The organism is Enterobacter cloacae complex sp. 677-3DZ2D5B, from assembly GCF_004136695.1.
Lineage (GTDB): Bacteria > Pseudomonadota > Gammaproteobacteria > Enterobacterales > Enterobacteriaceae > Enterobacter > Enterobacter hormaechei_C.
Genome location: NZ_QFLS01000009.1, coordinates 85,212 through 110,289 on the forward strand (window position 1 = coordinate 85,212; position 25,078 = coordinate 110,289).

The 25,078-nt window shown below is 53.6% G+C and carries 30 protein-coding genes; 4 read left to right on the top strand and 26 right to left on the bottom strand.

All coding sequences use genetic code 11. From position 1 onward, the window contains the following. Window positions 1-204 precede the first annotated feature (204 nt). The 8 genes from DD597_RS13810 to DD597_RS13845 form a co-directional block, all read right to left on the bottom strand. On the bottom strand, window positions 205-426 hold the full coding sequence (locus DD597_RS13810) for a DNA-binding transcriptional regulator (RefSeq protein ID WP_129256296.1): 222 nt from the start codon (window positions 424-426) through the stop codon (window positions 205-207). A gap of 76 nt (window positions 427-502) precedes the next feature. After that, a complete protein-coding gene (locus DD597_RS13815; RefSeq protein ID WP_129256297.1) occupies window positions 503-1,672 on the bottom strand; it encodes a phage late control D family protein in 1,170 nt (389 codons plus the stop codon). Then, window positions 1,669-2,133 carry a phage tail protein gene (locus DD597_RS13820; RefSeq protein ID WP_129256298.1) on the bottom strand — a complete coding sequence of 155 codons (465 nt, stop codon included), beginning with the start codon at window positions 2,131-2,133 and terminating at the stop codon, window positions 1,669-1,671. The genes DD597_RS13815 and DD597_RS13820 overlap by 4 nt, the downstream gene beginning before the upstream one ends. Window positions 2,134-2,143: 10 nt before the next feature. Beyond that, window positions 2,144-4,594, bottom strand: coding sequence for a phage tail tape measure protein (locus DD597_RS13825; RefSeq protein ID WP_129256299.1), 2,451 nt, complete (start codon window positions 4,592-4,594; stop codon window positions 2,144-2,146). Further along, window positions 4,584-4,706, bottom strand: a complete 123-nt coding sequence (locus DD597_RS13830) for a GpE family phage tail protein (protein ID WP_032658721.1) — start codon at window positions 4,704-4,706, stop codon at window positions 4,584-4,586. The genes DD597_RS13825 and DD597_RS13830 overlap by 11 nt, the downstream gene beginning before the upstream one ends. A gap of 32 nt (window positions 4,707-4,738) precedes the next feature. Then, window positions 4,739-5,032, bottom strand: a complete 294-nt coding sequence (locus tag DD597_RS13835) for a phage tail assembly protein (RefSeq protein WP_047723188.1) — start codon at window positions 5,030-5,032, stop codon at window positions 4,739-4,741. A gap of 56 nt (window positions 5,033-5,088) precedes the next feature. Next, complete coding sequence (locus DD597_RS13840) at window positions 5,089-5,607, bottom strand: phage major tail tube protein (RefSeq protein ID WP_129256300.1); 519 nt, start codon at window positions 5,605-5,607, stop codon at window positions 5,089-5,091. Between the two features lie 12 nt (window positions 5,608-5,619). After that, complete coding sequence (locus DD597_RS13845; RefSeq protein ID WP_129256301.1) at window positions 5,620-6,813, bottom strand: phage tail sheath protein; 1,194 nt, start codon at window positions 6,811-6,813, stop codon at window positions 5,620-5,622. Window positions 6,814-7,041: 228 nt separating this feature from the next. On the opposite strand from DD597_RS13845, the gene DD597_RS25160 reads away from it, so the two are divergent. Then, complete coding sequence (locus DD597_RS25160; protein ID WP_255571163.1) at window positions 7,042-7,164, top strand: hypothetical protein; 123 nt, start codon at window positions 7,042-7,044, stop codon at window positions 7,162-7,164. Window positions 7,165-7,205: 41 nt separating this feature from the next. Here DD597_RS25160 and DD597_RS13850 read toward each other — a convergent pair whose 3' ends face one another. From DD597_RS13850 to DD597_RS13935, 18 genes are all read right to left on the bottom strand, one after another. Next, window positions 7,206-7,778: a tail fiber assembly protein gene (locus tag DD597_RS13850; RefSeq protein ID WP_129256302.1), complete on the bottom strand. Its 573-nt coding sequence runs from the start codon at window positions 7,776-7,778 to the stop codon at window positions 7,206-7,208. Next, window positions 7,778-9,685, bottom strand: a complete 1,908-nt coding sequence (locus DD597_RS13855) for a phage tail protein (RefSeq protein WP_129256303.1) — start codon at window positions 9,683-9,685, stop codon at window positions 7,778-7,780. Before DD597_RS13855 ends, DD597_RS13850 begins: the two co-directional genes overlap by 1 nt. Before the next feature lie 11 nt (window positions 9,686-9,696). After that, window positions 9,697-10,227 carry a phage tail protein I gene (locus DD597_RS13860; protein ID WP_129256304.1) on the bottom strand — a complete coding sequence of 177 codons (531 nt, stop codon included), beginning with the start codon at window positions 10,225-10,227 and terminating at the stop codon, window positions 9,697-9,699. Continuing rightward, window positions 10,220-11,128: a baseplate assembly protein gene (locus DD597_RS13865; RefSeq protein ID WP_069596654.1), complete on the bottom strand. Its 909-nt coding sequence runs from the start codon at window positions 11,126-11,128 to the stop codon at window positions 10,220-10,222. Before DD597_RS13865 ends, DD597_RS13860 begins: the two co-directional genes overlap by 8 nt. Window positions 11,129-11,133: 5 nt before the next feature. Beyond that, window positions 11,134-11,484 (bottom strand): GPW/gp25 family protein, encoded by a 351-nt coding sequence (locus DD597_RS13870; RefSeq protein ID WP_069596655.1) that lies wholly within the window; start codon window positions 11,482-11,484, stop codon window positions 11,134-11,136. Beyond that, window positions 11,481-12,122 (bottom strand): phage baseplate assembly protein V, encoded by a 642-nt coding sequence (locus DD597_RS13875; RefSeq protein ID WP_069596656.1) that lies wholly within the window; start codon window positions 12,120-12,122, stop codon window positions 11,481-11,483. Before DD597_RS13875 ends, DD597_RS13870 begins: the two co-directional genes overlap by 4 nt. Window positions 12,123-12,251: 129 nt before the next feature. Next, window positions 12,252-13,418: a hypothetical protein gene (locus DD597_RS13880; RefSeq protein ID WP_129256305.1), complete on the bottom strand. Its 1,167-nt coding sequence runs from the start codon at window positions 13,416-13,418 to the stop codon at window positions 12,252-12,254. A 162-nt stretch (window positions 13,419-13,580) separates the two neighbouring features. Continuing rightward, window positions 13,581-14,033: a phage virion morphogenesis protein gene (locus DD597_RS13885; RefSeq protein ID WP_129256306.1), complete on the bottom strand. Its 453-nt coding sequence runs from the start codon at window positions 14,031-14,033 to the stop codon at window positions 13,581-13,583. Then, the gene (locus tag DD597_RS13890; RefSeq protein WP_069596659.1) at window positions 14,026-14,493 is read right to left on the bottom strand and encodes a phage tail protein; all 468 of its coding nucleotides are present in this window, start codon (window positions 14,491-14,493) and stop codon (window positions 14,026-14,028) included. The genes DD597_RS13885 and DD597_RS13890 overlap by 8 nt, the downstream gene beginning before the upstream one ends. Then, window positions 14,456-14,701, bottom strand: coding sequence for an Rz1-like lysis system protein LysC (gene lysC, locus DD597_RS25035; RefSeq protein WP_074166796.1), 246 nt, complete (start codon window positions 14,699-14,701; stop codon window positions 14,456-14,458). Before lysC ends, DD597_RS13890 begins: the two co-directional genes overlap by 38 nt. Next, the gene (lysB, locus tag DD597_RS25165) at window positions 14,589-15,014 is read right to left on the bottom strand and encodes an Rz-like lysis system protein LysB (RefSeq protein ID WP_069596660.1); all 426 of its coding nucleotides are present in this window, start codon (window positions 15,012-15,014) and stop codon (window positions 14,589-14,591) included. The genes lysC and lysB overlap by 113 nt, the downstream gene beginning before the upstream one ends. Then, window positions 15,011-15,520: a lysozyme gene (locus DD597_RS13905; protein ID WP_129256307.1), complete on the bottom strand. Its 510-nt coding sequence runs from the start codon at window positions 15,518-15,520 to the stop codon at window positions 15,011-15,013. The genes lysB and DD597_RS13905 overlap by 4 nt, the downstream gene beginning before the upstream one ends. Next, entirely contained in the window at window positions 15,504-15,725 is a 222-nt protein-coding gene (locus DD597_RS13910; RefSeq protein ID WP_014170137.1) for a hypothetical protein, read from the bottom strand. Before DD597_RS13910 ends, DD597_RS13905 begins: the two co-directional genes overlap by 17 nt. After that, window positions 15,716-15,919, bottom strand: a complete 204-nt coding sequence (locus tag DD597_RS13915; protein WP_129256308.1) for a tail protein X — start codon at window positions 15,917-15,919, stop codon at window positions 15,716-15,718. The genes DD597_RS13910 and DD597_RS13915 overlap by 10 nt, the downstream gene beginning before the upstream one ends. Beyond that, window positions 15,919-16,425 (bottom strand): head completion/stabilization protein, encoded by a 507-nt coding sequence (locus tag DD597_RS13920; protein WP_129256309.1) that lies wholly within the window; start codon window positions 16,423-16,425, stop codon window positions 15,919-15,921. The genes DD597_RS13915 and DD597_RS13920 overlap by 1 nt, the downstream gene beginning before the upstream one ends. A 99-nt stretch (window positions 16,426-16,524) precedes the next feature. Further along, on the bottom strand, window positions 16,525-17,280 hold the full coding sequence (locus DD597_RS13925) for a terminase endonuclease subunit (RefSeq protein WP_129256310.1): 756 nt from the start codon (window positions 17,278-17,280) through the stop codon (window positions 16,525-16,527). 3 nt (window positions 17,281-17,283) lie between these two features. Next, window positions 17,284-18,351, bottom strand: coding sequence for a phage major capsid protein, P2 family (locus DD597_RS13930; RefSeq protein ID WP_129256311.1), 1,068 nt, complete (start codon window positions 18,349-18,351; stop codon window positions 17,284-17,286). A 55-nt stretch (window positions 18,352-18,406) separates the two neighbouring features. Further along, the gene (locus tag DD597_RS13935; protein ID WP_069596663.1) at window positions 18,407-19,261 is read right to left on the bottom strand and encodes a GPO family capsid scaffolding protein; all 855 of its coding nucleotides are present in this window, start codon (window positions 19,259-19,261) and stop codon (window positions 18,407-18,409) included. Between the two features lie 166 nt (window positions 19,262-19,427). On the opposite strand from DD597_RS13935, the gene DD597_RS13940 reads away from it, so the two are divergent. The 3 genes from DD597_RS13940 (at window position 19,428) to DD597_RS13950 (ending at window position 25,074) form a co-directional block, all read left to right on the top strand. After that, window positions 19,428-21,197 carry a terminase ATPase subunit family protein gene (locus tag DD597_RS13940; RefSeq protein WP_129256312.1) on the top strand — a complete coding sequence of 590 codons (1,770 nt, stop codon included), beginning with the start codon at window positions 19,428-19,430 and terminating at the stop codon, window positions 21,195-21,197. Between the two features lies 1 nt (window position 21,198). Then, on the top strand, window positions 21,199-22,224 hold the full coding sequence (locus DD597_RS13945) for a phage portal protein (RefSeq protein ID WP_069596665.1): 1,026 nt from the start codon (window positions 21,199-21,201) through the stop codon (window positions 22,222-22,224). A 366-nt stretch (window positions 22,225-22,590) separates the two neighbouring features. After that, window positions 22,591-25,074, top strand: a complete 2,484-nt coding sequence (locus DD597_RS13950; RefSeq protein WP_129256313.1) for a DEAD/DEAH box helicase family protein — start codon at window positions 22,591-22,593, stop codon at window positions 25,072-25,074. Window positions 25,075-25,078: the final 4 nt, after the last annotated feature.

A 25,078-nucleotide genomic window follows, 5' to 3' on the forward strand; every position in this document is an offset into this window, starting at 1 on the left:
GGTGGCTAAAAGGTTTTTAGATAATACTGCACACTAGTTATTTTTAAAATGATTTTTCAGTTTCGTAGCCAAAATTTTTATCACTACTTTAAGTAATGGTTCCAGTGGATTCCTCTTTTAAGCGGTAAGCTTTTCCCATACGATGACTAGACGAATTCCTTTAAAAATATTGAGAACTACTTGTAATATATCTACGGACCTTTATTACATCCACTGAATCTGTTGCTGGCCTGATTGCGTTGGGTGCGGTGCCGCTGGTACTACTACCCCCGGAGATACGATAAAGCGCTCGACCGTCTCAGTGGTCACAAACGTCGCGCTGCAATTGATGTTTGTGCACTGGTGATAACGCTCTTTGGTCGTGTCAGTAAAATAGCGACTTGTGCGGGCGTGAGCGGCAAAATGGCATTTTGGACAGTGAAACATGGCGAGCACCTCATTTAATTTTCGATGCACTAATTTTACTCAATTTGTCATTACATAACAAACAGTTAAGGAAATATTACTGCATTAATTCTTCGCTTTCATACTCCACATCCGAAACCTTAACCTCAAGCTCTAAGCCCGTCGTGTAGCCGTTCCCGTTAAGGTTATGCACCACCCGGCTGATTATCCAAGCCTGCTCGTCTATAACGCGCTTAAAGCCTTTCACCGCCACCGGCGTTTCAGGAAATAAATCAGCCCTGCCAATAGCCAGCGAGATTGAAAACTCAGCGACACCGCGCTGCAGCTTGTCCCACTTTGCCTGAGCCGCGCGCATGGCCTGCGCCTTTGTTGCATAGATGGTCGTGAGCTCCAGAACGTTGTCAGACTCACCGGCCATATACTCACCCTCACGCGCTTCCTGCTCTTTTTTGGCTTTTGCCTTTGCCGTGGTTTTGGTCGCTTTCGGATGCTGCAGCGCGCGCAGGTGCTGTACCTTTGGTTTGCGTTTGAGCTTCACCTTTTGCTTTTGCGGCTTCGGGTCTTTGGTGTGCAGCCATTTTGCCGTTACGCCGGTGTAGGCTTCCCGGTCAGCGATGGCGAACTGATGCCGGTCGCCGTCGCCGCGCTCTACGGTCATTTGCGGAATAGGCTTACCACTGGCCGTCACCGCGCTACCGGCTTTCAGGAATAACAGTTTCCCAAACTTCACCGCGACAGATGCGCCGTTGCGCTCCGCCAGCCTCGCCAGAAATACCGCGTCAGATTCCTGCGTCTGGTCAATGTGAGGCACGGGGATCGCTTTCAGCGTATCCGCCACGCTGGCCGTGAGCTTGTTGCGTGCCGCAATTGTCTCCACAATGACCCCGAGCGTGGTGTCATGCCATGACTGTTCCCGGCGTGAATTAAGCGACCCGCGAAAATCAGCGCTGCGCCCCCGGATGGTGAGCGTATCAGGCGCGCCCCGGTGCTCGATTTCATCGACCGTGAAACTCCCTTTATTCAGTAAGGCGGATCCCTCCCAGCCTAACCACAGCGTCAGCTTTGCACCGCGCTGCGGCAACTCGACAAGCCCGTCGCTGTCATCGAGCTCGATGTCGAGCTGGTCGGCTTCGAACCCGCGGTTGTCCGTCATGGTCAGGCTGATTAGCCGGTCGCTGAAATTCTGCGTGATATCATCGCCATCGAGCGTGATCATAAACGCCGGAGCAATCTGCGCCCCGGCCTGAATATTCATACCCGTAATCATCCCGCCAGCCCTCCCAGCCAGTTACCGGCAGACGTCACCAGATTGTCGGCCTGCGTTTTCAGGTCGCCGTAAATCGCCGCGAGCGACTCATCGACCCGTTTCAGCGAGAGGCTAAACTCGATTTTTCTGGCCGCGCCGTCATTGAATAATTCGCTGTGCGTGTGAGTCACTTTATCGATGACATACATGCCGTGGATCATGCCCGTTCCGTCAATCAGCGGCCATGCCCTGCCCTCGTCGGCCATCAGCTCGATGGCGGTCAGTGAGAGGCGACCGCCGGTGATTTCGGGGTACAGCACACCCGAAAGCGTGCGCGAGGTTTCCCCCTCCCCGAGAAACTGATAGGCCGGTGGTTTGCCGATGCGGTCATTTGACGCCCAGCGGTAGTCCTTCGAATACTGCATTGACTGATGCGGCAGCGTGCGGCGCTCAAAAACAAATAAACCCAGTACCATTAACATGCTTTAGCCCTCATCCGTCATGGCGCATACTTGAGCGCTGGCGCGCTCTTTCTTCCCGGTCGAGTTTTTCGACCGCTTCACGCAGCTGTCGATCGAGGTCAGTTCCCGGCGCAACGCCACCCGGCAGATTAATATTGTATTCCCGCTTGCTCTGGTCGATGTAAGAACGGCCAGCAGGAGCCGTCACCGGCTGATAACCCTGATAGCCACCATAGGCAGAGGTCGCCGGAATGTAAGACCCGGTTTGCGTACCGGCAGCGGCACTGGCTTTCGCTGCAGTCTGGTCAAGGTCGCTCGACTCTTTATTGATAACCCCGAGCTTTTCCAGTAACCAGTCAACGCCGCTGCGCAATTTATTGAAACTTTTGAGCGGTAACATCAGTGCGTCGGCCAGCAGTTTACCGAACATCACACCCGCATTTTTGCAACTGTCGAGAGTATCCTGCGTGGCCTTAACCGGCGCGATCAGGTCTTTAAACCACTGCCAGACCCCGCGCAATTTATCCATGAAAGAATCAAACACCGGCGCGAGGGGGGCAAAAATGTCAGCTACCGGCGCAAAGGCCGTTTTAAGCTCCTCCACCACACCTGAGAAAAATGCGCTGATGGGCTCCCAGTATTTGCGAATCAGGAGCGCACCGGCCACCACAGCAGCGACCACCGCGACCACCGGCAGGCTGATTGCCCCTATTGCCGTCACAATGGCACTTCCTGCAGTAGTGAATACGACACTCAGTACGCCAGCAGCAGCGATAATCGCGTTTATCCCTGCGATAACTGGCCATGCAATCAGGCCAATCCCGCCGAGCACCCCAATTAACGCCAGCCCACCGGCGACAAGGTTAAACAGGGTTTGCGTCAGTTCTGGATTTGCTTTAGCCCACGCAGCCACATTGCCGAGCCAGTTGGTCGCGGAAACCGTCAGGCGTCGTAGCGCTGAGTTTTCTTTGTCGAATACCTCAATCTGCAGGTCTTCCCATGCTGACTGCAGGTTTTTCAGATCGCCGTCGAGGTTGTCCGTCTGTATTTTCGCAATGAGCTCGGTCGTGCCTTTAGAATCACGGATTGTCTGGCGTTTCTTATCGAGTGAGCCATCACCGGCGGCGGCGACCAGCTTGATCGCACCCTTCATGGCTTCCTCGCCGAAAATCACTTTCAGATATTCGCCCTGCTCTGCGGTGCCGAGCTTGTTTTTCTCAAAGGATTTGTGAATCGCTTTGAGGATTTTCTCGACCGGCAGCATGTTCCCTTTGCCGTCGCGGGTTTTCACGCCTAATTCTGAAATGGCCTCAACGGCCTTACCCATAGGAGCCTGCAGACGGTTGAAAATGGCACTCGCTCCCGTACCGGCCATCGAGCCTTTAATCCCGTTATCAGCCAGAATGCCGAGCATGGCGGTCGTGTCTTCGATGCTCGCCCCTGCAGCCTCGGCAATTGGCGCAACATATTTCATCGCCTCGCCCAGCTCGACGAGGCCGGTGTTTGATGACGTAAAGCCTTTCGTCATCACATCCGCGACACGCTCAATCTCGGTGGTCGGCAAGTTAAATGCCGACTGCATGTTAGTGATAATGTCGGCGGCTTCTGCGATATCCACGTCGGCCGCGAGGCTCAGGTTTACGGTCGAACCGGTCGCAGCCAGCACGTCATCGGCGTTATAGCCCGAGCGTGCGAGCGTGGTCTGCGTGCGCGCTACATCACCCGGCGAGAAGGCGGTTGTCGCACCGATATCACGCGCCTGCTGTCGGATGACCGCGAGTTTTTCATCCCCCTTATCGAGCCCGAGGATCGCCTGCGTGCCTGACATCTGCTTGTCAAAACCGATACCCGGTGCAATAAAGCGTGACGCACCATAAAGCCCGGCGGTCGCCACACCAACGCCCACCATCCCGGCATTACGCGCACCAGCTGCGAGCTGTTGCCCGGATTCATAGCGGCTTTTTACCGCGCTGAGTCTGGCCTGTTGCTGGCTGACGCGCGCCAGCGCATCACGTTGCCGGTTAAGCTGCGCGGTCGTCTCACTGATACTGGTTTTCAGGCGGCGCTCATCCGCCGAAAGGGTGCGGGTATTAATACCGGCCTGCGCGAGCTCGGTGCGCTGTCGCTGTACCGACTGCCTGAGGCTGTTGTATTTGAGCTGCAGGTCAGCGGCGGATTTCTTTGCCGCCTCCATCGCGCGCGCCTGCGCGGTTGTAGGGTTCTGCGTGTTTTTAAACTGGACGGCCAGCGCTGCGGCTTCCTGTTTAGCCTTGTTAAGCGACTGGCCGGTCACGGCAAGCTGTGCGCTCGCTTTCCTGAATCCGTCAATTCGGGACGCCTGCGCATTCAGATCGCGCAGGGTGTTTTGAGAAGTGCGGATATCGCCAGCAAGGGATTTACTGGCATTCTGGATAGCTTTGAGCGGTCGGCTTGCCCGGTCTACTGCGTTAAGCAGCACCTCAAGTCTGACGTTATTGCTCATGGTGGTTTCCGCTTCGCTGCAGCGCCTTATCGCGCCATGTGATGAGCTCGGTCACGCTCAGGGAATTCAGCTCTGATGGCGGCCAGTGAAAAATCACCGCGATATCCGCCATCAGGTCATCGACCGAAAGGTTATCGGGGAACGTCAGCGAGCCGAAGATGGCGACAAAAAACCGACCACCTTACCGGCGAACAAAATCAGGTCTGACGCTTCCAGACGCATGACCTCATGCTCGGTGAGCGCCGGGTACGTCATGCGCGGCAGCACCTTAATCAGCGCATCGACGTCAGAGTTTGCCAGAGAGGCCAGACTCACACCGCGCAGGGTTCCCGCGTTGGGTTTTGTAACGGTCACCTGTTCGATTTTCTGCTCACCGCGCATGACAGGGTTATCGAGGATCACAATGTTTGAGTTTTCGGTTTCGTTGATGTTTTCCATGATGTTGGTCTCGTCAAAGTTAAGTGACCGGCCAGCCTGACTGACCGGTTAAGGGGTTACAGGCCGATGGCCTTACGGTGCTCCACCAGACGGTCGACGCCGTCGACTTTCATCACCATGTTGATGACGTCAATCTCGATGACCTCTTTGCCGTCAATCGTGAGCTGGTAGTACGCGCACTCGGTCGACATTTTGGTCGTGCCGCTTTCGCCCTGTTTGTTTTCGCCGCCGTCGTACTCTTTGTGACGACCACGCATGACCACCTCAACGGCAGAGATAGCGCCGGTGTCATCGCGCTGGTACGAGCCGGTAAAACGCAGCGGTACACTGTCCGCTCCCGGTGACGCGTACTGCGCCCACAGTTCGATATCAGGCAGACCGCCGAGTGTCCACTCAAGCGACAGCGCGTCATCATCGAGGCCGAGATCAATCGACACCGAGCCCGGCATCCCGCCGCCACGGTATTTCTCAAGCTTACGGGTCAGCTTTGGCAGGGTGACGGATTCAACGACGCCCATATAGCTGAGACCGTCGTTAAACATGTTCAGGTATTTCAGTTTGCGTGGTAACGCCATGCTCTGAGCTCCTTAGCTGTTGACCGAATCTGACAGGTTCGCCAGATAGGTATCGGTGATGCGCTGGCGCAGGGTCAGGTTTTCCAGCGGCGGGACGGGGGTGTAGTCGTAATCGATATACAGTTTCCCCGCCTTGAGCGTTTCCACGCTGTTTGACTCCGGGTCGTACCAGCAGGAGCCGTCAACGATATAGCCGTTGTTTTTCAGCTCGCGGAATTTCGCATTCATACCGGCGACGATGTCGCGGATGAGCGTTGCGGTGACGGGTTTATCAATCGCCCACGCGTGCGCCTCCGCCATCGTGTCGGCAAGCACCTGCGCCGTGCGGGTGTAGTTTTCAAACAGGAAAAGCGGGTCATCTGAGCAGGTGCGGTTGCCCCAGAATTTAAAGCCGTCGTTACGAATAAGCGTGGTGACACCGGCCTGATTAAGCAGGTTTGCGTCGGTGGCTTTCTCCTGCAAATCCCATGACACCGAGGCGCTTACGCCGGTGGCGCCATTCACACCGACGTTAGACAGCGTTTTGTGCCAGCCGGTCTCCTGGTCGATTTTGGCACGCAGGCCGAGCGCGCGGGCGGTCGCCCATGCAATATCGGTTTTGTTCGCCGTGGTGTCCCATGCCAGAAAATCAGGGTGAATGACCATCAGCTCGCGCTGGCTGAAGTTCTCACGGTAGGCGATGGCGTCGGAAATGGTCTTGCAGCCCCACGCGCTGATGTAACCAAAGGCGCGCAGGCTCTGGCAGGTCGACGCAAGTGCGGTCGCCACTTCCAGAGAATCCAGACCCGGCACGCCGAGAATGCGCGGCTTGACGCCGGTGACGGTCTTTGCAGTCAGCAGCGCTTTCAGGCCGGTGTATTTGCCGTTCTCGTCGGTCGTGCCGATGATGTTGGAAATGGTTTCTTTCTGCGCCGCTTCCGGGTCATCCGGGTCGTCTATACCTTCGGCAACGCGCACAACCACAACGACCGGCTTGCACTGGTCGGCAATAGCCTGCAGGGATTTTGATAATGTGCCTTTTGTTCCGGCTTTAGCGATAGCGTTTTGCACGCTGGTAATCAGCACCGGCTCATTAAGCGGGAATGTTGAATCATCAGCATCGCTGGCCGTGCAGACCATGCCGATGATGGCTGTAGAAACGGTGGAAATGGTGCGCGTGCCATCGTTAATCTCGATGACCTCGACGCCGTGGTGATAGTCGCCCATCTGTTTAACTCCGTGGTTAAGGGGTGCGACTATTTTCTGTTGTGCACGAGGTGTGCGAAACGTAATGCCGTTGGAGGAGTGACAGCACAACGGGCAGCGAGCGGTCGGGGCGTGTGGGAAATATGATTGATCGTTTTCAGCGATCAATCAGGGGAAATTGATCGCCGATAACCATTATCAATGAAGGGATATTGTCGCTATCGTTGCGCCATTAACGAGGGAGCGAAAATGACGATTTTACTCTGGATTGTTGGTGGTCTGACTGCATGGTGTCTCTTTGGCTTTTGCTGGCTCAAACTGTTTGCCGTTGATGAAACAGAAAATGACTATGAAGAATGCCCCTATGACTAAACCCGCTTAACGCGGGGTTTTTTATATCTGTCAGAAACCTTTCACACCGGGAGTTCAGGCCATTCGATATCCGGCGCGGCATCAGGGGAAACCCGGCTAAGATAAACACGGTACTTTTTCCACACCGTCAACATGCTGACCTCGTTCTCGCTCGCCTCCCCCAAATCGACAGCATCCTGTAATGTTTCAATCGTGAGCGTAGCTTCCTGCATCAGCCGTTTTTTTTCACCTTCCGCAAATGACACCGCTGCGGCGCGTTCTGCCTCCGTGTCTTTCTCCCAGCTTTCGCCACCCCAGCGCATATAGTTACCGTCAGGGGCAATGGTCGTCACCTCAGCAGGTAAAGCACCGGGCGCGGCGATATAAACGCGCTCGCCTGTTTCTTTGCTGTAGAGCGTTTGGTTTCGGTAGTCCTCGACCAGCGCCCACGTTGTTCCGTTGAATACAGCGACCTGTCCCTCCGGCACGTCAGGCGGCGCAATATTGGTGCAATCTGCCGGGAGACCCGTATTAGCCGGTATATAGGCATCACCCGCGCCAATAAACTCCCGGGTGTCTGCGCGGAGGTTATAAATTCGGATAGTGCGGTCTTTTTCTGAGAATTTAAAAGCCATTATGCGAGCCTCACGATGTAGTTATAAGCCATGTTTTTGACGGTGTTCTCTGCGTTACCGGTGGCGGAAACGGTGATGGTGTGGGTGTGTGACCCCATAACCACCGAGTGAGTGTGCGAACCTACGGCCACCGTATGCGTGTGAGCCCCTACGGCTACCGTATGCGCATGCGCGCCAGCGCTGGCCGCCGTGCCTGAAATGGTATGCGTATGCGCACCCGCACTCGTTGTTGGCGGACCATTTGGGTTGTTATTCTGTGCGTTATTAAACTCATTACGATCCACATATCGGCCAGCACCAGCCCCCCCGCTGCCAACCCACACAGGGACGGAGTGGTTATGAGCCCCCGCGCTTGCTGCTGTACCGGAAATACTGTGCGTGTGTGCGCCTGTGCTGTTTGATGACTTTGTTCCGTAGTCAAAGACGCTGGTCGTTTTCGTCCCGTAATCGAATGCGCTGGTTGTTTTAGTGCCGAGATCGGTTGATGAAGCCGATGCACCGTGGGCGTGCGACTTAACGCCGTCCATCTCCTGTGACAGCACTGCGCGTCCGCTTGCAGGTTTCCCCTTAATCGTCCAGCTGCGCATATCCGGGATGACACCAGACGGATAGGCTACCGCCAGACGTGGATATGCTGCTTTATCAAAGGATTGCCCTGCCATAATGGCGTAACCGGATGGCACCGTATCAGACGGCCATGGAATCGGCGCACCTACCGGGTAGTTGTTATATCCGTCATGATGAATGAGTTTCCAGCCCTTAAAAACGCCTGCCGTGACAGCTGCAAAACCAATGACATTGCCATCAAAATCAATCCCAATGACGGTGTTATAGCCCTGAGTATTAGAGTGTGCGGAGTTGATGTATTGCTTCCATGCATGCCCCCCGGGCATGCCATTTTTTACAGAGGAGCCGTTAAAAAAGCCGCTTCGTGTTCTTAAATCAACAGCAACATCGGCAAATGATTCAGCATAGGTATTCAGGCCAGCCCCTTTTGGCACGCGCCCTTCAGCATTTTCATTTGCAGACTTAGCGGCATCAAACGCAGCCTTAACTGCTTTCGGTGTCGCTGCCAGCACCTCAGACGTGCTGTCGGTCGCGCTGCTGAGCTGGACGATACCCTTTTGCGCCGTTGTGGCGTCCTGAGCCGTGTACTTACCTTTCGCAAGGTCATACGCTGCCTTAACCGCTTTCGGCGTCGCTGCGACGCTCTCAGACGTGCTGTCGGTCGCGCTGCTGAGCTGGACGATACCCTTTTGCGCCGTGGTGGCGTCCTGAGCCGTATATTTACCTTTCGCAAGGTCATACGCCGTCTTAACCGCTTTCGGTGTCGCTGCGACGCTCTCAGACACGCTGTCGGTCGCGCTGCTGAGCTGAGTGAAGCCCTTTGCGGTTAGCGTGGCGTCAGGATGGCGGCGGGACTGCTCATGCTCAGCAATTTTGTCGTCGACGTAGTCCTGCGTTGCCATCACCGTTGAGGTATCAATCGTCAGTTCCACTGACTCGATGTCGCTCACCATGATAACCATACGCACGGTCTGCGCGCGGCCTGACCCCTCCGCCAGCGCAGGCTTGTAGCTTTCGGCCATGTTGCCGACCGCAATCAGCGTGCCGGTGTCATCATAGAGCCCGAGCTCGCGCATCCAGAAACCGCCGGTCTCCGGCGGGATAAGCAGTTCCGCCACAACGTAATTTTTATTCTTTTTGTCCTGGCTGATTTTGTTCAGCGCGTGACGCCAGACCTCTTTGACGAGTTTTGTCTGGTTCGGGTCAGGCACCGGCAGCGTGCCGCCACCGTCACCCACGGCCATCGCCGTCAGGTTCACCTTTTTCCCGTTCGGGAGGGTCGCTGCAGCCAGCTTGATTGCACCGGCTTTGGTGATGACCGTTTTGTATTTCACTCTCACTGTGCTCTCACTTATCCGGGGTAAACCGTGATGATGTCGCCGTCATAGGACAGAGCGCCGGTGTAGAGGTAGCCGGGGATGTCCTGAATAATATTGAGGCCAATTAAATGGCGGCTGGCGGGCTTTGCATCGGCGATAAGCCGCTCCATTTCGTAGTACATTTCCTCGGTGATGCCGGTCTCCAGCACGCCGATATCGAGGCGAAACGTGCCGGGCGGGTCCTTTGTCTCCCACCATTCAGAGACGTTAATCAGGTAGCCGAGCGGCTCCACCACGCGGCGCACTGCGCCAATCGTCCCCTTGTGCGCATGGATAAACCAAGCCGCGCGGATCACTTCCCGCTTTGTGTCCTCCGGCCAGCTCTCATCCCACCGGTCGACGGAAAACGCCCACGCCAGCCACGGCAGCAGGTTTGCCGGGCAGTCGTCAGGGCTCCAGAGACGGCGCAGGGGAACGGGGGTGTTTTCGATTTCAGCGCAGGTGCGCGCCGCCGCGATCTCAAGCGGTGACGAGCCCACCGGCAACAGGCGGGTGTCATTCATCGTTGCCCCCTATGGTGACGCTGTACTCGCTGCACCATGACGCCTGCGTGTCATCGAGCACGATGTCGGCCACCGGCGCGGCCAGCTCGACGCGCTGCACGCCCTCGACGTGTAGCGCTGCATAGATGGCAGATTTACGGATGTCACGCCCGAGGCGGTGCTGCGCGCTGATATATGCCTGCAGCTTTGTTTTTGCCGCACTGAGCACCGGCTCGCTTTCGGGACCTGGGTAAAGGTAAAGCGACGCGGTGATTTTATAGTCGACAATTTTTGCTGACTGCACTGTCACGCGGTCGGCAACCGGCCGGACGTCCTCGTCGTTAAGCGCAGTGCGCACGATGGCGAGCAGCTCGTCAGAGGCGACGCCGTTATTTTCACGCGACAGCACAGACACGGTCACACACGCAGGCGCGGGACTGATGACGGAAATATCTGCGACACGCCCGTCAGCGCTGCGGCCATGAAACTGGTATGAGCCGGTTGAGCCTGCGGTACTCAGCCCCTCAAAAGCCTGTTGAATGCGCAGGCGGTAGTCGGTATTCGACTCCATCACAGCTGGCGTGGGCGGAAACGTCGTGTCGTCTGCAGGCGTGATGACAAGGCGCTCGACGTTATAATTTCCGCCTATCTGATCAAGGTCGGCATCTTCTGCATACGCCAGCATGACCGCACGCGCGGCCTCGTTGACGCGCTGTCGCCAGATAACTTCCCTGTAGGCGTTTTCCTGCAGCAGCTTCACAATCGGCTCTGATTCGAGTGTCAGCGTGCGCGCGACGGCCTCCTGCTGTTCCTCGGGATATAACGAGACGAGCGTCGCCTTACGCTCTGCGAGAATGGTCTCATAGTCCAGCATTTCCACGACATCGGGCGCGGCGAGCTGGTTCAGGTCAACAATTGCCATAGCGTTTAACTCAGTGGAATGGTGAGGGAAAAGAGCTGGCCGCTGGCCGAGCGCGTGCCGGTGATGTCGACATACAGCCCGCCGTCATCCTCCGACCGCTCAAAGGTGATGCTCGTCAGGCTGACGCGCGGCTCCCATTTCTGGATCGCGGAATAACACGCGGCCATAATCTGCAGGCGCAGCGCCGGGGTCTGCGGCTGGTCAATCAGTGCTGACAGGAGCGAGCCGTATTCACGGCGCATGACGCGCGAGCCAACCGGCGTAACCAGAATGTCGCGCACGCTTTGCCTGATGTGCTCGACCTCAGAGATACTGAGGCCGGTCTGGCTGTTCATTCCCAGATAACGCACTATCATTTAGTTCCCTCCGTCCAGCTTCCGCCCCGTTCGACGCCGCCGTGGTCGTGGTTATCCACCTGCACGCCGTTTGAGGTAAATGTCCCGCCGGTGTGCTCAATGTTCCCGGACATCTTCCCGCCTTTCTGCACTTCGAGCGTGCCGGTCGTCAGCTTGTTGGTGCATACCACCTCGGGCGTATCGAGCGTGATACGGGTTTCCGCTTTCACCAGCACCACCGGCACGGTGACCGCTATGGACTCAGACGCGGTGACGTCTGCGGTTTTGATGCCTGACACAGTGAGCGCGCCGTTTTCGGGCTCGTACTCAATAACCGCCCCGTCAGGAAAGGAAACGTGAAGCGCATCAGGGGAGGCTGACGGCGCGGGATGGTCATCCGAGAAAATGCCGGGCAGCACAAATGCCGTATCGAGTTCGCCGCCGATCGCCAGCAAAAGCACTTGCTCGCCAACGGATGGAGCCCACCACACCCGCGAGCGACCGGCGCGACTGGTAAGCCAGTTCAGCCAGGTAGTTTCCATGCCGCCGGTCTGGACACGACAAAGCCCCTCGTAGTGGTCGACGTCGGTCACGATGCCGGTGCGGATAAGGTTGCGGATCGCGCGTGCGATTTCCTGCAGAGAATTTAGATTATTCATGGAGAAAGGATGCCGCCGGGCAAGGCCAGCGGCAATCGAGGGGGGTTTTGTGATGTATGAAACAACAGCCTAGCTAATAAGTTGAATCCAGCCTTAGTAAAATTTACTTAGAACATCTACAAAGTAGGTTTACTTTCCTTCTTTCGGAATAACTTTGCCAGCCAACTCCGCAACCGTTGCAGCCCCGTCTAATAAAGAAGGTATATTCTCAGAGGAAAGCTGAATAGGACTAAAAATTAACTTCTCAAATAGCACCCATGATTCCTTATCGGCGCTGCTTTTATTTTTTGTTTCTACGTAATCATGTATAAATTCACATAAACTCAACCTCTGCTCAACTTGCAGCATTTGCGTTTTAATCGCTTTACCTTCAATGTAATACAACCGCATAAAATAAAAAATCAACAACTCGAGTGAAAATATCGGCAAGTAATATGCAATTGCAGTAACGTCAATCTTAACTTCATACAAATTAAACACATGATTCAAAAAAACCAAGGCCGGAATCAATATTAAAACAAAAATAAAATATCTTGTCACACGCGAATTTTCTTTGAATTCATTTTTTTTGGCGCTTAGTAAATTTGAAAATGCCTTGCTAAGTAAAACAAAATTAAAATCACCTTTGTATTCTGTTAATTTATCACAATAACCTTGTAAATCATCCTTTGAACTCTCAGCCTCATTTATTAGGATGCCAATATCTGTTTTATATTGTTCAATTTTCACGCCTCCAATCTCGATCCCCCTGTTAATTTGAGCAGTAAACTTCTCTTCATATCCGCTTACATCATTAGCCATTTTTTTCATGTCATCGAAATCTTTGGATTTTAGCAACCCCATTATCATTGCTGAAGGAAGAGATCGTTCAATCCATATGAACTGAACATTATATTCTGAGGAAGGAGTTAATTTATCTAATCGTTCTAAAACTCTTGTTGATATGAAAGAAGGTGTGCGGTACGAATCTTGATTCCAAAAGTAATACTCATAAACAACTCTCAACAGGTTGCTTAAAAAGTACATTTTATTTAATTTAATCTCCTCAAAACTTGGCCTTGCTCTATCCTCGAGATGTCTTTGATTAAATTGCGTGCATTTGTTAAGCTCATCCCTTCTGTTAACGTACAACCTCCCAAAATACGTCCATGAAAGAGCAATAACAGCATCAACAAGATACTCATCCGATACCATTTCCAAATCATTAGGGATCTTTTCGACATCACCACACTCTGAACGAATGTAATTATTAATCATGTCAAATTCAATTTGATAACTATCATTCCAAAATGTCACTTTCAATCTCCAAATAAACCCAACGTTAATTTAAAACCAACATATCACCTTAAAATCAAAACATTCATAAACCATCAACAAGCCAGCAAGTTACTGAATGCATCATCCAAAAGCCCCTTCCTTAACGAATACTTAAAACACAGGATTTATAAGTTAAACCCTCTAATGTTTACTAATATATCTAATCACAAGCACTTCAATAAGTTTTTTTTCTTCCACGCCCAAACCAAGTAATTGGCGTTCAGGGTACTTAACAAGATGAACATGAGCGTTTGGCCGGTCTTTAAGGCCGTGCTGATGGACGCGCGCGATGCGTTGCACATTACTGGTAAACTCCACCACAGCACCGTTTTCACGACCACTGGCTTTCATGTATCGGCTCGTGCGCAGCTTCTGAAACATCGCCCGTTTAATCCGCCCGGTCTTAGCCCTGAGAGGCTGACGCTTTCGCGCCTGATACGGTGAGCCGTCCGGTGCTTTTTGCTGTTTAATCCGTTGCTGTTGCGACTTGCGCAGCTCCTTTGCAATGTCACCGGCAAGCTTGCGACGCCCTGCGGGTGACAGGGCAGCAAGCAGCCCGGCGAGCTGGTTGTCAAAAGGCTTAAAGTCACTCATCCCATTTGCTCACCAGTTCGCCGTTAATATAGAGCTCTTTCGGCCGAGTGACGGGCTCAGGCAGTGGCGGCTCCGGGGCATAGCTAACATGCAGCGCGCCGTTTTCCTCCTTGATGATGGTGCGCTCGGTGAGCTGCAGGCTGATGCTGATATCGACACTATCCTCATTGTTCAAATCCAACTGGAAGCCGTAGCCCTTTTTGCGTCCCTCATCGAGCGTACAGATATCCGGCTGGTTTTCCCTGAGCCATGCGGCCACCGGCACGAAAATCAGATCAGGGTCGCCCACAAAATCACACACAATCACATTCAGGGTGTAAATTTTCTCGTGGGACAGCGAGGCCGCGAGCCGCGCATCGATATTCCCCTCGTCGGCAAAAATGCGCATCATCTCGGGGTTTGTTTCAAGCTGCGGAACGGCTTTAATCAGCGCTTCGCGCAGGCTGCGTGCTTTCTTCATCGAGTTTATCCTGACAGTCTTTGACGGTTTCAACCTGCAGCGCGCAGGCCGCGAGCGCGTGCTCAAGCCTGCGAATATCGGCGCTCAGGTCGCCATTAGTGGCCGGGTCGCTGCCCGGCATCGGGCAATAGCTCACCTTCGGGCAGGCGCTGTAAACAATGACCGGCGGAGGCGCAACCGGTGCGGGTGTGCAGCCTGCGCACAACATCAGGCAACTTGTCGCTATACCAGCGGCGTAACGTTTCATTCTCATTTATCAGCCTCGTAATGGTTTCTTCACGCCGCACGGCCATCGCACCGGCGGCCAGCAGCTCGCCGCGTAAACTGACCTGCGCGGTTTCATTTCGCCTGGCAATTCCCTGAGAAACGGAAAGCTGATTTTCCAGCATCCCGATCACGTTTTTTTGTTCGGTGGCGATCCTGTTCGCCCGTTCAAACGAGCGCGTCAGGTTGCCGTTTTCATGACGCTGCCAGAGCACAATCGCCATCAGCGCGACCAGTAAAAACAACATCAGTTTCATTGAATCCCCCTCAGGCAGTAAGCACGCTCGCGCGCGCGGCGGTTCTCCAGCCCTTTGTTAACTTCGCCATTTACATACACCCAGCGGGTGAGCTGGTCGCACGCCTGCAGCCATTGCTGGCGTTTGATAAACGAGACCAGCGTCGACCGGCAGGCCACTCCGGTTCCCACGTTGAATGAGAAGCTGACCAGCGCGTCGTAAACGTGCTGCGGCATTTTCACCGGCGCGCATACAGCCAGACGTTTCTCGACGTTCATCACATCCGCGACGAGGTTCTCCGCCGCCTGCCGCTCGGAGATTTCGCCCTTTGGCACGACGCCTGCAGTGTGGCCGATGCCCGACGTCCACACTCCCGCGCTGCACTGGTAAGGCGTCAGGCGACAACCTTCGAGGTCGGCAATCAGCGCCAGCCCCCCGGGCGAGGTGTTAAGCAGACGAAAGTCAGGCATCAGCGCTGCCAGCGCCAGCACGGCGGCCACACTGCATTTTTTAACGATTGATTTCACGAATAGCCCCTTTATCGAGTCCGAGCGATGTCAGGTAGAGGTACGTCTTGCGCTTAAACCAGTAGTTCGTCAGCGCGGTAAAAATGGCGCATCCGCCGCCCACGTATAACGCCATCTTTTCGGGCGATATTGCACCGAGGTACGCCAGTGCAACGGCCAGCCAGTAGGCGATAAACGTGGTGATTTTTTCCATACTCAGTCCCATAGATTCACCGTTTCGGCTCTGGCCGCGCTCTCGGTCTCGGGCAGCTCTATTGCCGTGCCGTGTGGCAGGATCACGCCGAGCTCGGACAGGCCGGGATTAGCCTCTAAAACGGTTTCGACCACGCCCTCAGTGCGCCCGTAGTACCGGGCGCAAATCGCGTCGAGGGTGTCGCCCTGCAGCGCATACGCTTTCATCAGATTTGCCCCACAATGCAGCGCGCTTTTTCCTGGATGCGCGCCACAGACCAGCGCATATCCCGCCACATCTCATCGATAGTGCTGTCGATGCTGTCGGCTTTTTTGTCCCCTTTGGCGGTCGCATCCACGCCGCGAAAACGCTCATAAAGCGTGGCCGTCGTCATCGAGCACACGGCGTTGAAGTAGTGAAAAATGCGCACGCTCTCGCCATCGAGCTCATCGGTCGGGACATCAGCCAGCGTGGCGTGACCGGCTTCGAGCTGACTTTCGCGCCAGTCGCTCAGCTCCGCGTTAGTCTCCGCAATGGCGGTCTTAATCGCCCGGCGCAGGCGCACGGGGGAAACGGTCTGCTCCAGTCGCATTTCTTCCCGCACGCGCTTCGGATCCACGTCAGGAAAAAACGGGGTGTTTTTGATTACCGGCTCGCTCACGCCCGGCGGCGGTATCACCACGCCCGGCACATCCTGCGGCTCTTTTTTTGGCTCAATAATCAGCGTCGTCATGACAACCTCGGGTAATGGGTGGGCGGTGGACGCCGGTCGCAGTCAGGGCAATGAATACCCGCATTGACCGGCGTGCCGCCCGGCTCGGGGAGCGCTCGGTTAACCTGCGGCTTTTGCCGCCTTTGGTGGACGCCCGCGCCGTGCCGCCGGTTTAGCAGCAGGTTTGCGCGTGCGCGGTTGAGTCGTTTTGGTTTTCGGGGCGGGTTCAGGTTTTGGCCTGAGCTGCCGCGCTAACTGCTCGATATCTTTTTTCACCCCGATAGTGCTTTCTAGCTGTATCGCACGCTGCAGGTGCGCCAGCGCCTCGGGCAGTTGCTTCGCATCACGCAGCACGTAGCCGGTGATTTTGTGCAGCTTCGCACGCACGATATCGGGCATATCCGCTCGCTCCGTCAGCGCGAGGGTGTCGAGCAGGTTCGCCAGTTCGACCGGCTGTTTTGCTGCGAGCAGGCGCTGCGCGGCGAGCGTGGCCTCTTCGGCCAGCAGGCACGGCGTCGGACGGCGACCGACCGGCATGGTGAGGCCGTAGGTCATGGCGTAACGGGCTATTTCCAGCGCCCCGGCGATATCGTCAGCATCGAGACGCCACAGCATGACCGTCATGACGATGTCATCCTGCGCCCCTTTACCACTTTCGAGAACGCCAGCCACCCACGGCAGATAGAACGGCAGCAGCTCGCGTTTTTTCGCGGCTTTGCGCTCTTTTGAACTGATTTGTTTTAGCGTGCGGTTGTCTGCGGCCAGCTTAACGAGCATCTGCTCATAGGCAGTTGCATTACGCAGCGGGACTGCAGCCCGCTGCGCAGTTTCAGAGGCCGAGACCCGCATCATGTGACGCGCTGCGGGACTCGTCATGGCTTACTCCCCGCCTTTCGGTGCAGCAGGTGCGGTGAAGTCACCGAGCGTGATGTTTTCAATCAGGCACCCGGCGGCGTAAGCCTCGACCACATAGTCGATATTCATTGACTCGTAATTTTCGACGCGGTCTTTTTTCGGCTCTTCGATGATGGCGCGGCGGTGTGCGTCATCCATGAAGTAAATCGACAGGTTATCGAGACGCGTCACCATCAGGGCATTAGCCGGGAAGTACGGCACGCGCACGGCTGGCAGGTTGCCGATGCGCTTCTGGCTGATGATGATGTCAGCGGCCAGCGACTCGGTGTTTGCCTGCTCTTTGTTAACGATAGGGAAATATTTATCAGCCATCAGCTTACGCCCGGTGATAACAACCAGCTCCGGGTCGTCCTGATAAATCTCGTCAATCAGATTGCCGGTGGCATCCATGACCAGCGCGTCGAGGTTCGCATAGTCGCCGTTTTTACCCACGCGGATCACTTCAGAAATCACCGCCCCTTCCTCGTCGGTAATTTTTGACATCACGCGCGCTGGCGCTTCATTGCGGTACTTCTGCAGCCAGCCGGTCGCCACGTCCTGCAGCATCGGATTCTTTTTGCGGTCGGACGTCGCCGCGCGCTCGATGCCGTTGAATCCCGCCATGATGAAATCGAGCGACTGACGCTTGATAATCGCGTCGCGGATACGGGTCTGGAAGTCCTGGAATCGCGCCCACAGGTCGAGCTGTTTGTAGCGGATATGGAAGTCAAAGTTAATCTGCGCGCACTCGTATTTATTGGACTCCAGCGCGGTAAAGTCTGCGGTCTTACGCTCATTATCACCGGCGGTGTCGGCGGTGCTCGCAATCGTACCGTTAACGCCGACCCCGACCTTTTCGCCTTTCAGCTCGTCGACCGGCACGATGTTGATTTTGGTCAGAAACGCGGATGACATCTGCAGCGTGGTCATCAGGGTTTGCGTGACCGACGGCTCGACGGTGAATTTCTTCGCCACGTCATCGGTGGAAACGCCGTTCAGCTCCGCAACGCGGGACAGGTAGGCATTAAATTTGAAGCGGGTATCTTTACGCATGGTTATTCCTGTTCGGGTATTAGGTATCAGGCCGGGCTGCACGCCCGGCGGGTTATCAGCAGTTGGTCAGCAGCTCGTCGCCAGTACCGCCTTTTGAAAGCTCACGGCGCGGCTGGCGCTGGCTTTCAGTGCTGTCGAGGGAGCTTTTCAGTGAGGTAAACGCCTGCGCGTTTTCATCGACTTTGCTGGTCACGTCCTGCTTAAGCTGAGCAAAAGCTGTCTCCAGCTCGGTGATGCGCTGGTCGGTGACGTTGAGATTGGTTTGCACCTGCTCGGTAACGGTGGTTACCGCCTCATGCACATCGGCGAAACGGGCGTCATCGCTGGCCTGCTTACGGCCAAAAATGGCTCTGACCTTATCGGTTAGGCTGTTGAGCATGGTGTCGGGAACGTCCTCAAATTCCAGCGCAGCCAGTGAGGCCACAGAGAAGAGATCGCCCGGCTGGTCTTTTTTACCGGCGAGCGGGTTCTGCGCGGCGCGGCTGCAGAATTCGAGGTATTCGGTGCCGAGACTTGCCGGGTCATCGGTGACGGCAAGGCCAACGAGGTAACATTTACCGCTGTTGGCAAAGTTCGGGCGGATCTCCATGGAGGTGTAAACCTTCTGTCCGGCCTTCACCATGCTGACCAGCTCGTCGAGCGGGGCGATTTTGCCAAACAGCGCTTTTTTGCCATCGAGCGCAGAACCATCGCTGATAATCTCCGCCTTAAGCTCGGTCACATCGCCATAACGTTTAAACTGGCTGTCAGGCATCAGCCCCCGGATATGTTCGAGGTTGATGCGGCAGCCGTAGACGCGCGGGTCGAACGTGTCAGCCATATCCTGAATATCATCGCCGCTGATGACACGGCCATCGCAGGTGTCACCCTCGACGCCGATGCGAAACCATTTAGAAACTTTCTTTGCCATTGTTCAGGTGTCCTGATGTTAGGTTTTCGGGTCGGGATTAGTTTCCCGACTCCTTCCCGCATCAGCCACCGTTTGCGCTCCTGTTAGATCTGATACAACAGTCACTTAGCGCGAATAACCCCCTATTTCCTTAGCCTTGCCACGTCACACCAAAAACGAGGCAAGCATGACCATTTCAACTGACCTTTCTGTGTTAAATGACCCGCGACGACAGGCGCGGCTGTTGTACTGGCAGGGGTTCGCCGTGCCGCAAATCTGCGACATGCTGCAGCTCAAGCGCCCGACCGTGCAGAGCTGGAAACAGCGGGATGGATGGGAAGAAACCGCGCCGATTAACCGCGTGGAATCGACATTAGAGGCGCGGCTTATCCAGCTCTACGCTAAGCCAGACCTGACCGCGCATGACTTCAAAGTCGCGGATTTTTTGTCGCGCCAGATGGAGCGGCTCGCGCGCATTAACCGCTACGGCCAGACCGGAAACGAGGTGGATTTAAACCCCAATATCGCCAGCCGTAACAAAGGGGATCGCAAAAAGCCGAAACGCAATTTCTTCAGTGATGGAGCGATTGAAAAGCTGGAAGAGATTTTCTTCGACCAGTCGTTTGACTATCAGCTCCGCTGGCATAAAGCGGGGTTAGAGCACCGCATCCGCCACATCCTGAAATCCCGCCAGATTGGCGCGACGTTCTACTTTGCGCGTGAGTCACTCCTGCGCGCGCTTAAGACCGGGCAAAACCAGATATTTTTGTCGGCCAGTAAAACGCAGGCTTACGTGTTCCGTAAGTACATCATCGCCTTTGCCCGTCTGGTTGATGTCGATCTGTCAGGCGACCCGATCGTCATCGGCAACAATGGCGCTGAGCTGATTTTTCTCGGGACCAATTCCAACACTGCGCAGAGTCACAACGGGGATTTGTACGTCGATGAAATTTTCTGGATACCCAATTTCCAGAAGCTGCGCAAAGTCGCCTCGGGCATGGCCTCGCAGTCGCACCTGCGCACCACCTATTTTTCGACCCCGTCGACGCTGGCGCACGGCGCTTACCCGTTCTGGTCAGGCGAGCTGTTTAACCGTGGCCGCAGCAACCGCGACGAACGTGTCGACATCGATATCAGTCATCAGGCGCTTGCCGGTGGAGTGCTGTGCGGTGACGGCCAGTGGCGGCAGATTGTCACCATTGAGGACGCGCTCGCCGGGGGGTGCACCCTGTTTAACCTCGACCAGCTTAAGCAGGAAAACAGCGCGGATGACTTCCGTAACCTGTTTATGTGCGAGTTCGTCGACGATAAAGCGTCGGTATTCCCGTTCGAGGAGCTGCAGCGCTGCATGGTCGATGCGATGGAAGAATGGGAGGACTTCGAACCCTTTGCCGACCGTCCGTTTAACTGGCGCCCTGTCTGGATTGGTTATGACCCGTCACACACCGGCGACAGCGCAGGCTGTGCGGTGCTGGCTCCGCCGCTGGTTGCCGGTGGCAAGTTCCGCATTCTTGAGCGTCACCAGTGGAAAGGCATGGATTTTGCCGCGCAGGCCGAGGCCATCCGGGCGCTGACCGAAAAATACAACGTCGACTATATCGGCATCGATGCGACCGGCATCGGCCAGGGTGTTTACCAGCTCGTGCGCTCATTCTTCCCGGCGGCACGCGCCATCCGTTACACGCCGGAAATGAAAACGGCGATGGTGCTGAAAGCAAAAGACACCATTCGACGCGGGTGTCTGGAATATGACGCCGGTGCGACCGACATCACTCAGTCATTCATGGCTATCCGCAAAACCATGACCAGCAGTGGCCGCAGCGCCACCTATGAAGCCAGCCGCAGTGAGGAAGCCAGCCACGCAGATATCGCGTGGGCGACAATGCACGCCCTGTTAAACGAGCCGCTTTCCGCAGGTAGCGGTATGCAATCAAGCTCAATTCTGGACATTAACTAAGATGAAAAAACGCCAAAATAAACAGCCAAAACAGACCAACATGACTGCCAGCGCACCGCAAAAAATGGAGGCATTCACCTTTGGCGAGCCGTCACCCGTTCTGGATCGCCGCGACATTCTCGACTATGTCGAGTGCATCAATAACGGCAAATGGTACGAGCCGCCGGTCAACTTCTCCGGGCTGGCGAAAAGCCTGCGCGCCGCCGTGCACCACAGCTCCCCGATTTACGTGAAGCGCAACATTCTGACGAGTACCTACATCCCGCATCCGTTGCTTTCACGTCAGGATTTCAGCCGCCTTGTGCTCGATTATCTGGTCTTTGCTAACGGCTATCTTGAGAAGCGCATGAGCGTCACCGGCCAGCTATTTAAGCTGGAAACCTCCCCGGCCAAATATACCCGCCGTGGCGTGGAGGATGGCGTTTACTGGTACGTGTCGGACTTCACTCACCCGCACCAGTTCGCGCCCGGCTCGGTGTGCCATTTGCTGGAGCCCGATATCAATCAGGAGCTCTACGGGATGCCTGAATACCTTAGCGCGCTCAATTCAGCCTGGCTGAATGAATCCGCCACGCTGTTTCGTCGCAAGTATTATCAGAACGGCGCGCACGCGGGTTACATCATGTACGTGACCGACGCGGCGCAAAGCAGCACTGACGTCGAGGCGCTGCGCTCCGCGATGCGCGACTCGAAAGGACTCGGGAATTTCAAAAACCTGTTTTTCTACGCTCCGAACGGGAAACCGGACGGCATTAAGATCGTGCCGTTGAGTGAAGTCGCTACGAAGGATGATTTTTTTAACATCAAGAAGGTGAGCGCCGCTGACCTGCTCGATGCGCACCGCGTACCGTTCCAGCTCATGGGCGGCAAGCCCGAGAATATCGGCTCAATGGGCGATATCGAGAAGGTGGCGCGGGTCTTTGTGCGTAACGAGCTGACGCCGCTGCAGGAGCGTTTCAAAGAGATTAATGATTGGTTAGGGATGGAGGTGATCCGCTTTAAGGATTACGGCATCGATACCGACTAAACCCGCCCAAAATGCCGCCTCCGGGCGGCATCCCCTCAGAGCAAGCCAGACGCCGCACACGCGGCGCAACTGCCCCAACACCTCATTAGCCGACCGCATCCATCAGCGCGCCGCCACGACGCGCATAGACGCGCAAAATAAATCCTGTCACCACGTCTGGCGCGCAGTGCTATCCCCGCCTCGCCTGCCCGCTTGAGAGGGGGGTTTTAATGCAATATTGCATTCAAGAAAAGCCACGGTCCATCAATCATCAAACTTCGTACCCAACTAACATTTATGAATGCGATTTAATGCAACCTAATGCAAGTTGTGATAATGATCTTTCGACTCTAACAACTAAGTTAATGCGCAATAAGGAGATTGAAAATGTCTGGTTTTTTCCTTGACTTAAACAAGCTTTCACCTGGTATGAATAGCGACACAGCGATTCCACCACGAGATATATTCACAGCTCTGCCGAGCAAAGATACTAAGTTTCAATATCCACGAGATGTGCAATCAGAGGTTTGGGAAAAATGGTATGATTCGAGAAAAAACCAAACCAATGTAATAAAAATGAATACCGGAAGCGGTAAGACGTCTGTTGGGCTAATTATACTTAAAAGCTGTATAAATGAAGGAGAAGGACCTGCTGTATATGTAGTTCCTGACAATTATCTTGTTGAGCAAGTTGTCTTAGAAGCTAATCAACTGGGAATTCCAGTAACTCAGGATGAAAGATCCCCTAAATTCATTGCAGGTAAAGAAATATTAGTTACAAATATTTTCAAACTTGTTAATGGGCGTTCAGTATTTGGTGTTGGAGATGAAGCCCCAAAAATCCCAATAGGTTCCATTATAATTGATGATGCCCACGCCTGCCTTTCATCAATCGAAGATCAATTCTCCATCAATATACAGAGAAATAATCCTGCCTATGATAGGCTTTTCAGAATATTTGAAAATTCCTTGATGACACAAGCTAGTGCAAAGACACTCGAGATAAAATCTGGAGATAAAAACGCATACGTAAGAGTTCCTTTTTGGAAATGGCAAGAAAGCATTAATGAAATAACTACAATATTACTAGAAAATAAAAATCATGACGACTTAAGTTTCAAGTGGCCATTAATAAAAGAGAATCTAACATTATCAAAATGTGTTGTAAGTGCTTCTAAAATAGAAATATCACCTCATTGCATACCTATCCAAATGATACCAAGCCTCTCAAACGCGAGAAGAAAAATCTTCATGACTGCTACTCTGGTCGATGAATCTATTCTCGCAAGTCACTTCGGGATAACAGATGAATCACTATCCAATCCAATAACACCAAAAACCATTGGTGATATTGGTGACAGGATGATTCTAATGCCTCAAGTTATAAATCCCAGTCTCACCGATGGTGACATCAAAGCTATGTGTAAGGATATCTCTACCAAACATAATGTTGTTGTAATTGTCCCCTCCGATTACAGAGCCGGATTTTGGCAAGACGTTGCAGATAGAATACTAGATAAGAACACAATTTATCACGGCGTACAAGAACTGAGAACACAACATGTTGGCTTAGTAGTCCTCGTTAATAGATATGATGGTATCGATTTACCTAATACTGCATGCCGCCTATTAGTAATAGACGGACTTCCTGACGTTCGTAGACTTGTAGATAAAGTCACGCAGAGTTTATTACTCGGAAGTGAAAAAACTAAAGATGAGATTATTCAGAAAATTGAGCAGGGAATGGGGCGTGGAGTGCGTTCAAGTGACGACTTCTGTGGTGTAGTCCTACTTGGAAAGACATTAAATGGTGCCGTATTCCTTGGCTCCTCTTTAGAAAAATTCTCTCCAGCAACAAAAGCACAGATTCAATTTTCTCAGCAATTAGTATCGATACTACCTGATACTACCATTGATTCCATCAAAGGTGCTCTTGATTATTGTCTATTACGAAAGCCGGAATGGGCATCCATGAGCAAGGGTGTACTAGCTGGCTTAACACTCGAAAACACGCAAATCGATCAGCATATAATAAACAAAAGATTGGCATACGACTTAGCATCGCGAAATATGATGCAACAAGCAGCCTCCATATTAATACATGATAGCAACACAGCTGATAAAGTTTATAGAGGCTATCTAAAGGAACATGCCGCAGAATATGTTAACCTCTACGATAAGTCTGAAGCACAAGTAGTACTACAGTCTGCATCTAGTGATAACTATCGAGTATTGAAACCACTAATAGGTGTAACATACAATAGACTCAATGGCGCTGCATTAGAACAAGCTAGAGAATGCAGCACCTATCTAAGAAGTAATTTTAAGACAGCGAATCAGGTCGTTGTGTATACTAATTCAATATTAGAGAATCTCATTTTCTCAGAAGGAACATCAAACCCCTTTGAAGATGCTATCGATAAAGTGGCAAACTTGATCGGATTCCGTAGTCAACGACCAGAAAATGATACAGGTAAAGGACCTGACAATCTATGGGCAATGGGTGAAAATAATTACCTAGTAATTGAATGTAAAAATGGTGCAACAGCAGAAAGAATAAGCAAACATGACTGTAATCAGTTAAACGGCTCAAGTGCATGGTTCAGAAGCATGTATGACCAAACAGCCACTTTTAGCCCTGTAATGATACATCACTCTAACATGCCAGAATATGCTGCAACGCTAAACGAAGGCTCGCGAATAATGACAATAAGAGATCTTGATAATTTTAAATCATCTATTCTCAGTTTTATTACTGCAATTTGTACAAGTGACAAACTCCACGATGATATATTCATAAGAGAACGACTTATTTCATGTAAATTACGCGCTTCAGATATAATTGATTCTTATACGCGAAAATTCCGATAAACAA

What these genes read in the sequence shown, in the direction of transcription:
- DD597_RS25160 (WP_255571163.1), top strand. Translation starts at nt 7,042, where the DNA reads ATGACGATTTTACTCTGGATTGTTGGTGGTCTGACTGCATGGTGTCTC.
- DD597_RS13860 (WP_129256304.1), bottom strand. Translation starts at nt 10,227, where the DNA reads ATGAATGACACCCGCCTGTTGCCGGTGGGCTCGTCACCGCTTGAGATC.
- lysB (WP_069596660.1), bottom strand. Translation starts at nt 15,014, where the DNA reads ATGAAACTGATGTTGTTTTTACTGGTCGCGCTGATGGCGATTGTGCTC.
- DD597_RS13920 (WP_129256309.1), bottom strand. Translation starts at nt 16,425, where the DNA reads ATGACGACGCTGATTATTGAGCCAAAAAAAGAGCCGCAGGATGTGCCG.
- DD597_RS13830 (WP_032658721.1), bottom strand. Translation starts at nt 4,706, where the DNA reads ATGGCGGATATCGCGGTGATTTTTCACTGGCCGCCATCAGAGCTGAAT.
- DD597_RS13885 (WP_129256306.1), bottom strand. Translation starts at nt 14,033, where the DNA reads ATGAGTGACTTTAAGCCTTTTGACAACCAGCTCGCCGGGCTGCTTGCT.
- DD597_RS13945 (WP_069596665.1), top strand. Translation starts at nt 21,199, where the DNA reads ATGAAAAAACGCCAAAATAAACAGCCAAAACAGACCAACATGACTGCC.
- DD597_RS13890 (WP_069596659.1), bottom strand. Translation starts at nt 14,493, where the DNA reads ATGAAGAAAGCACGCAGCCTGCGCGAAGCGCTGATTAAAGCCGTTCCG.
- DD597_RS13845 (WP_129256301.1), bottom strand. Translation starts at nt 6,813, where the DNA reads ATGGGCGACTATCACCACGGCGTCGAGGTCATCGAGATTAACGATGGC.
- DD597_RS13810 (WP_129256296.1), bottom strand. Translation starts at nt 426, where the DNA reads ATGTTTCACTGTCCAAAATGCCATTTTGCCGCTCACGCCCGCACAAGT.
- DD597_RS13840 (WP_129256300.1), bottom strand. Translation starts at nt 5,607, where the DNA reads ATGGCGTTACCACGCAAACTGAAATACCTGAACATGTTTAACGACGGT.
- DD597_RS13875 (WP_069596656.1), bottom strand. Translation starts at nt 12,122, where the DNA reads ATGAATAATCTAAATTCTCTGCAGGAAATCGCACGCGCGATCCGCAAC.
- DD597_RS13930 (WP_129256311.1), bottom strand. Translation starts at nt 18,351, where the DNA reads ATGCGTAAAGATACCCGCTTCAAATTTAATGCCTACCTGTCCCGCGTT.
- DD597_RS13925 (WP_129256310.1), bottom strand. Translation starts at nt 17,280, where the DNA reads ATGACGAGTCCCGCAGCGCGTCACATGATGCGGGTCTCGGCCTCTGAA.
- DD597_RS13950 (WP_129256313.1), top strand. Translation starts at nt 22,591, where the DNA reads ATGTCTGGTTTTTTCCTTGACTTAAACAAGCTTTCACCTGGTATGAAT.
- DD597_RS13825 (WP_129256299.1), bottom strand. Translation starts at nt 4,594, where the DNA reads ATGAGCAATAACGTCAGACTTGAGGTGCTGCTTAACGCAGTAGACCGG.
- DD597_RS13935 (WP_069596663.1), bottom strand. Translation starts at nt 19,261, where the DNA reads ATGGCAAAGAAAGTTTCTAAATGGTTTCGCATCGGCGTCGAGGGTGAC.
- DD597_RS13850 (WP_129256302.1), bottom strand. Translation starts at nt 7,778, where the DNA reads ATGGCTTTTAAATTCTCAGAAAAAGACCGCACTATCCGAATTTATAAC.
- DD597_RS13815 (WP_129256297.1), bottom strand. Translation starts at nt 1,672, where the DNA reads ATGATTACGGGTATGAATATTCAGGCCGGGGCGCAGATTGCTCCGGCG.
- lysC (WP_074166796.1), bottom strand. Translation starts at nt 14,701, where the DNA reads ATGTTGTGCGCAGGCTGCACACCCGCACCGGTTGCGCCTCCGCCGGTC.
- DD597_RS13865 (WP_069596654.1), bottom strand. Translation starts at nt 11,128, where the DNA reads ATGGCAATTGTTGACCTGAACCAGCTCGCCGCGCCCGATGTCGTGGAA.
- DD597_RS13915 (WP_129256308.1), bottom strand. Translation starts at nt 15,919, where the DNA reads ATGAAAGCGTATGCGCTGCAGGGCGACACCCTCGACGCGATTTGCGCC.
- DD597_RS13910 (WP_014170137.1), bottom strand. Translation starts at nt 15,725, where the DNA reads ATGGGACTGAGTATGGAAAAAATCACCACGTTTATCGCCTACTGGCTG.
- DD597_RS13870 (WP_069596655.1), bottom strand. Translation starts at nt 11,484, where the DNA reads ATGATAGTGCGTTATCTGGGAATGAACAGCCAGACCGGCCTCAGTATC.
- DD597_RS13835 (WP_047723188.1), bottom strand. Translation starts at nt 5,032, where the DNA reads ATGGAAAACATCAACGAAACCGAAAACTCAAACATTGTGATCCTCGAT.
- DD597_RS13940 (WP_129256312.1), top strand. Translation starts at nt 19,428, where the DNA reads ATGACCATTTCAACTGACCTTTCTGTGTTAAATGACCCGCGACGACAG.
- DD597_RS13820 (WP_129256298.1), bottom strand. Translation starts at nt 2,133, where the DNA reads ATGTTAATGGTACTGGGTTTATTTGTTTTTGAGCGCCGCACGCTGCCG.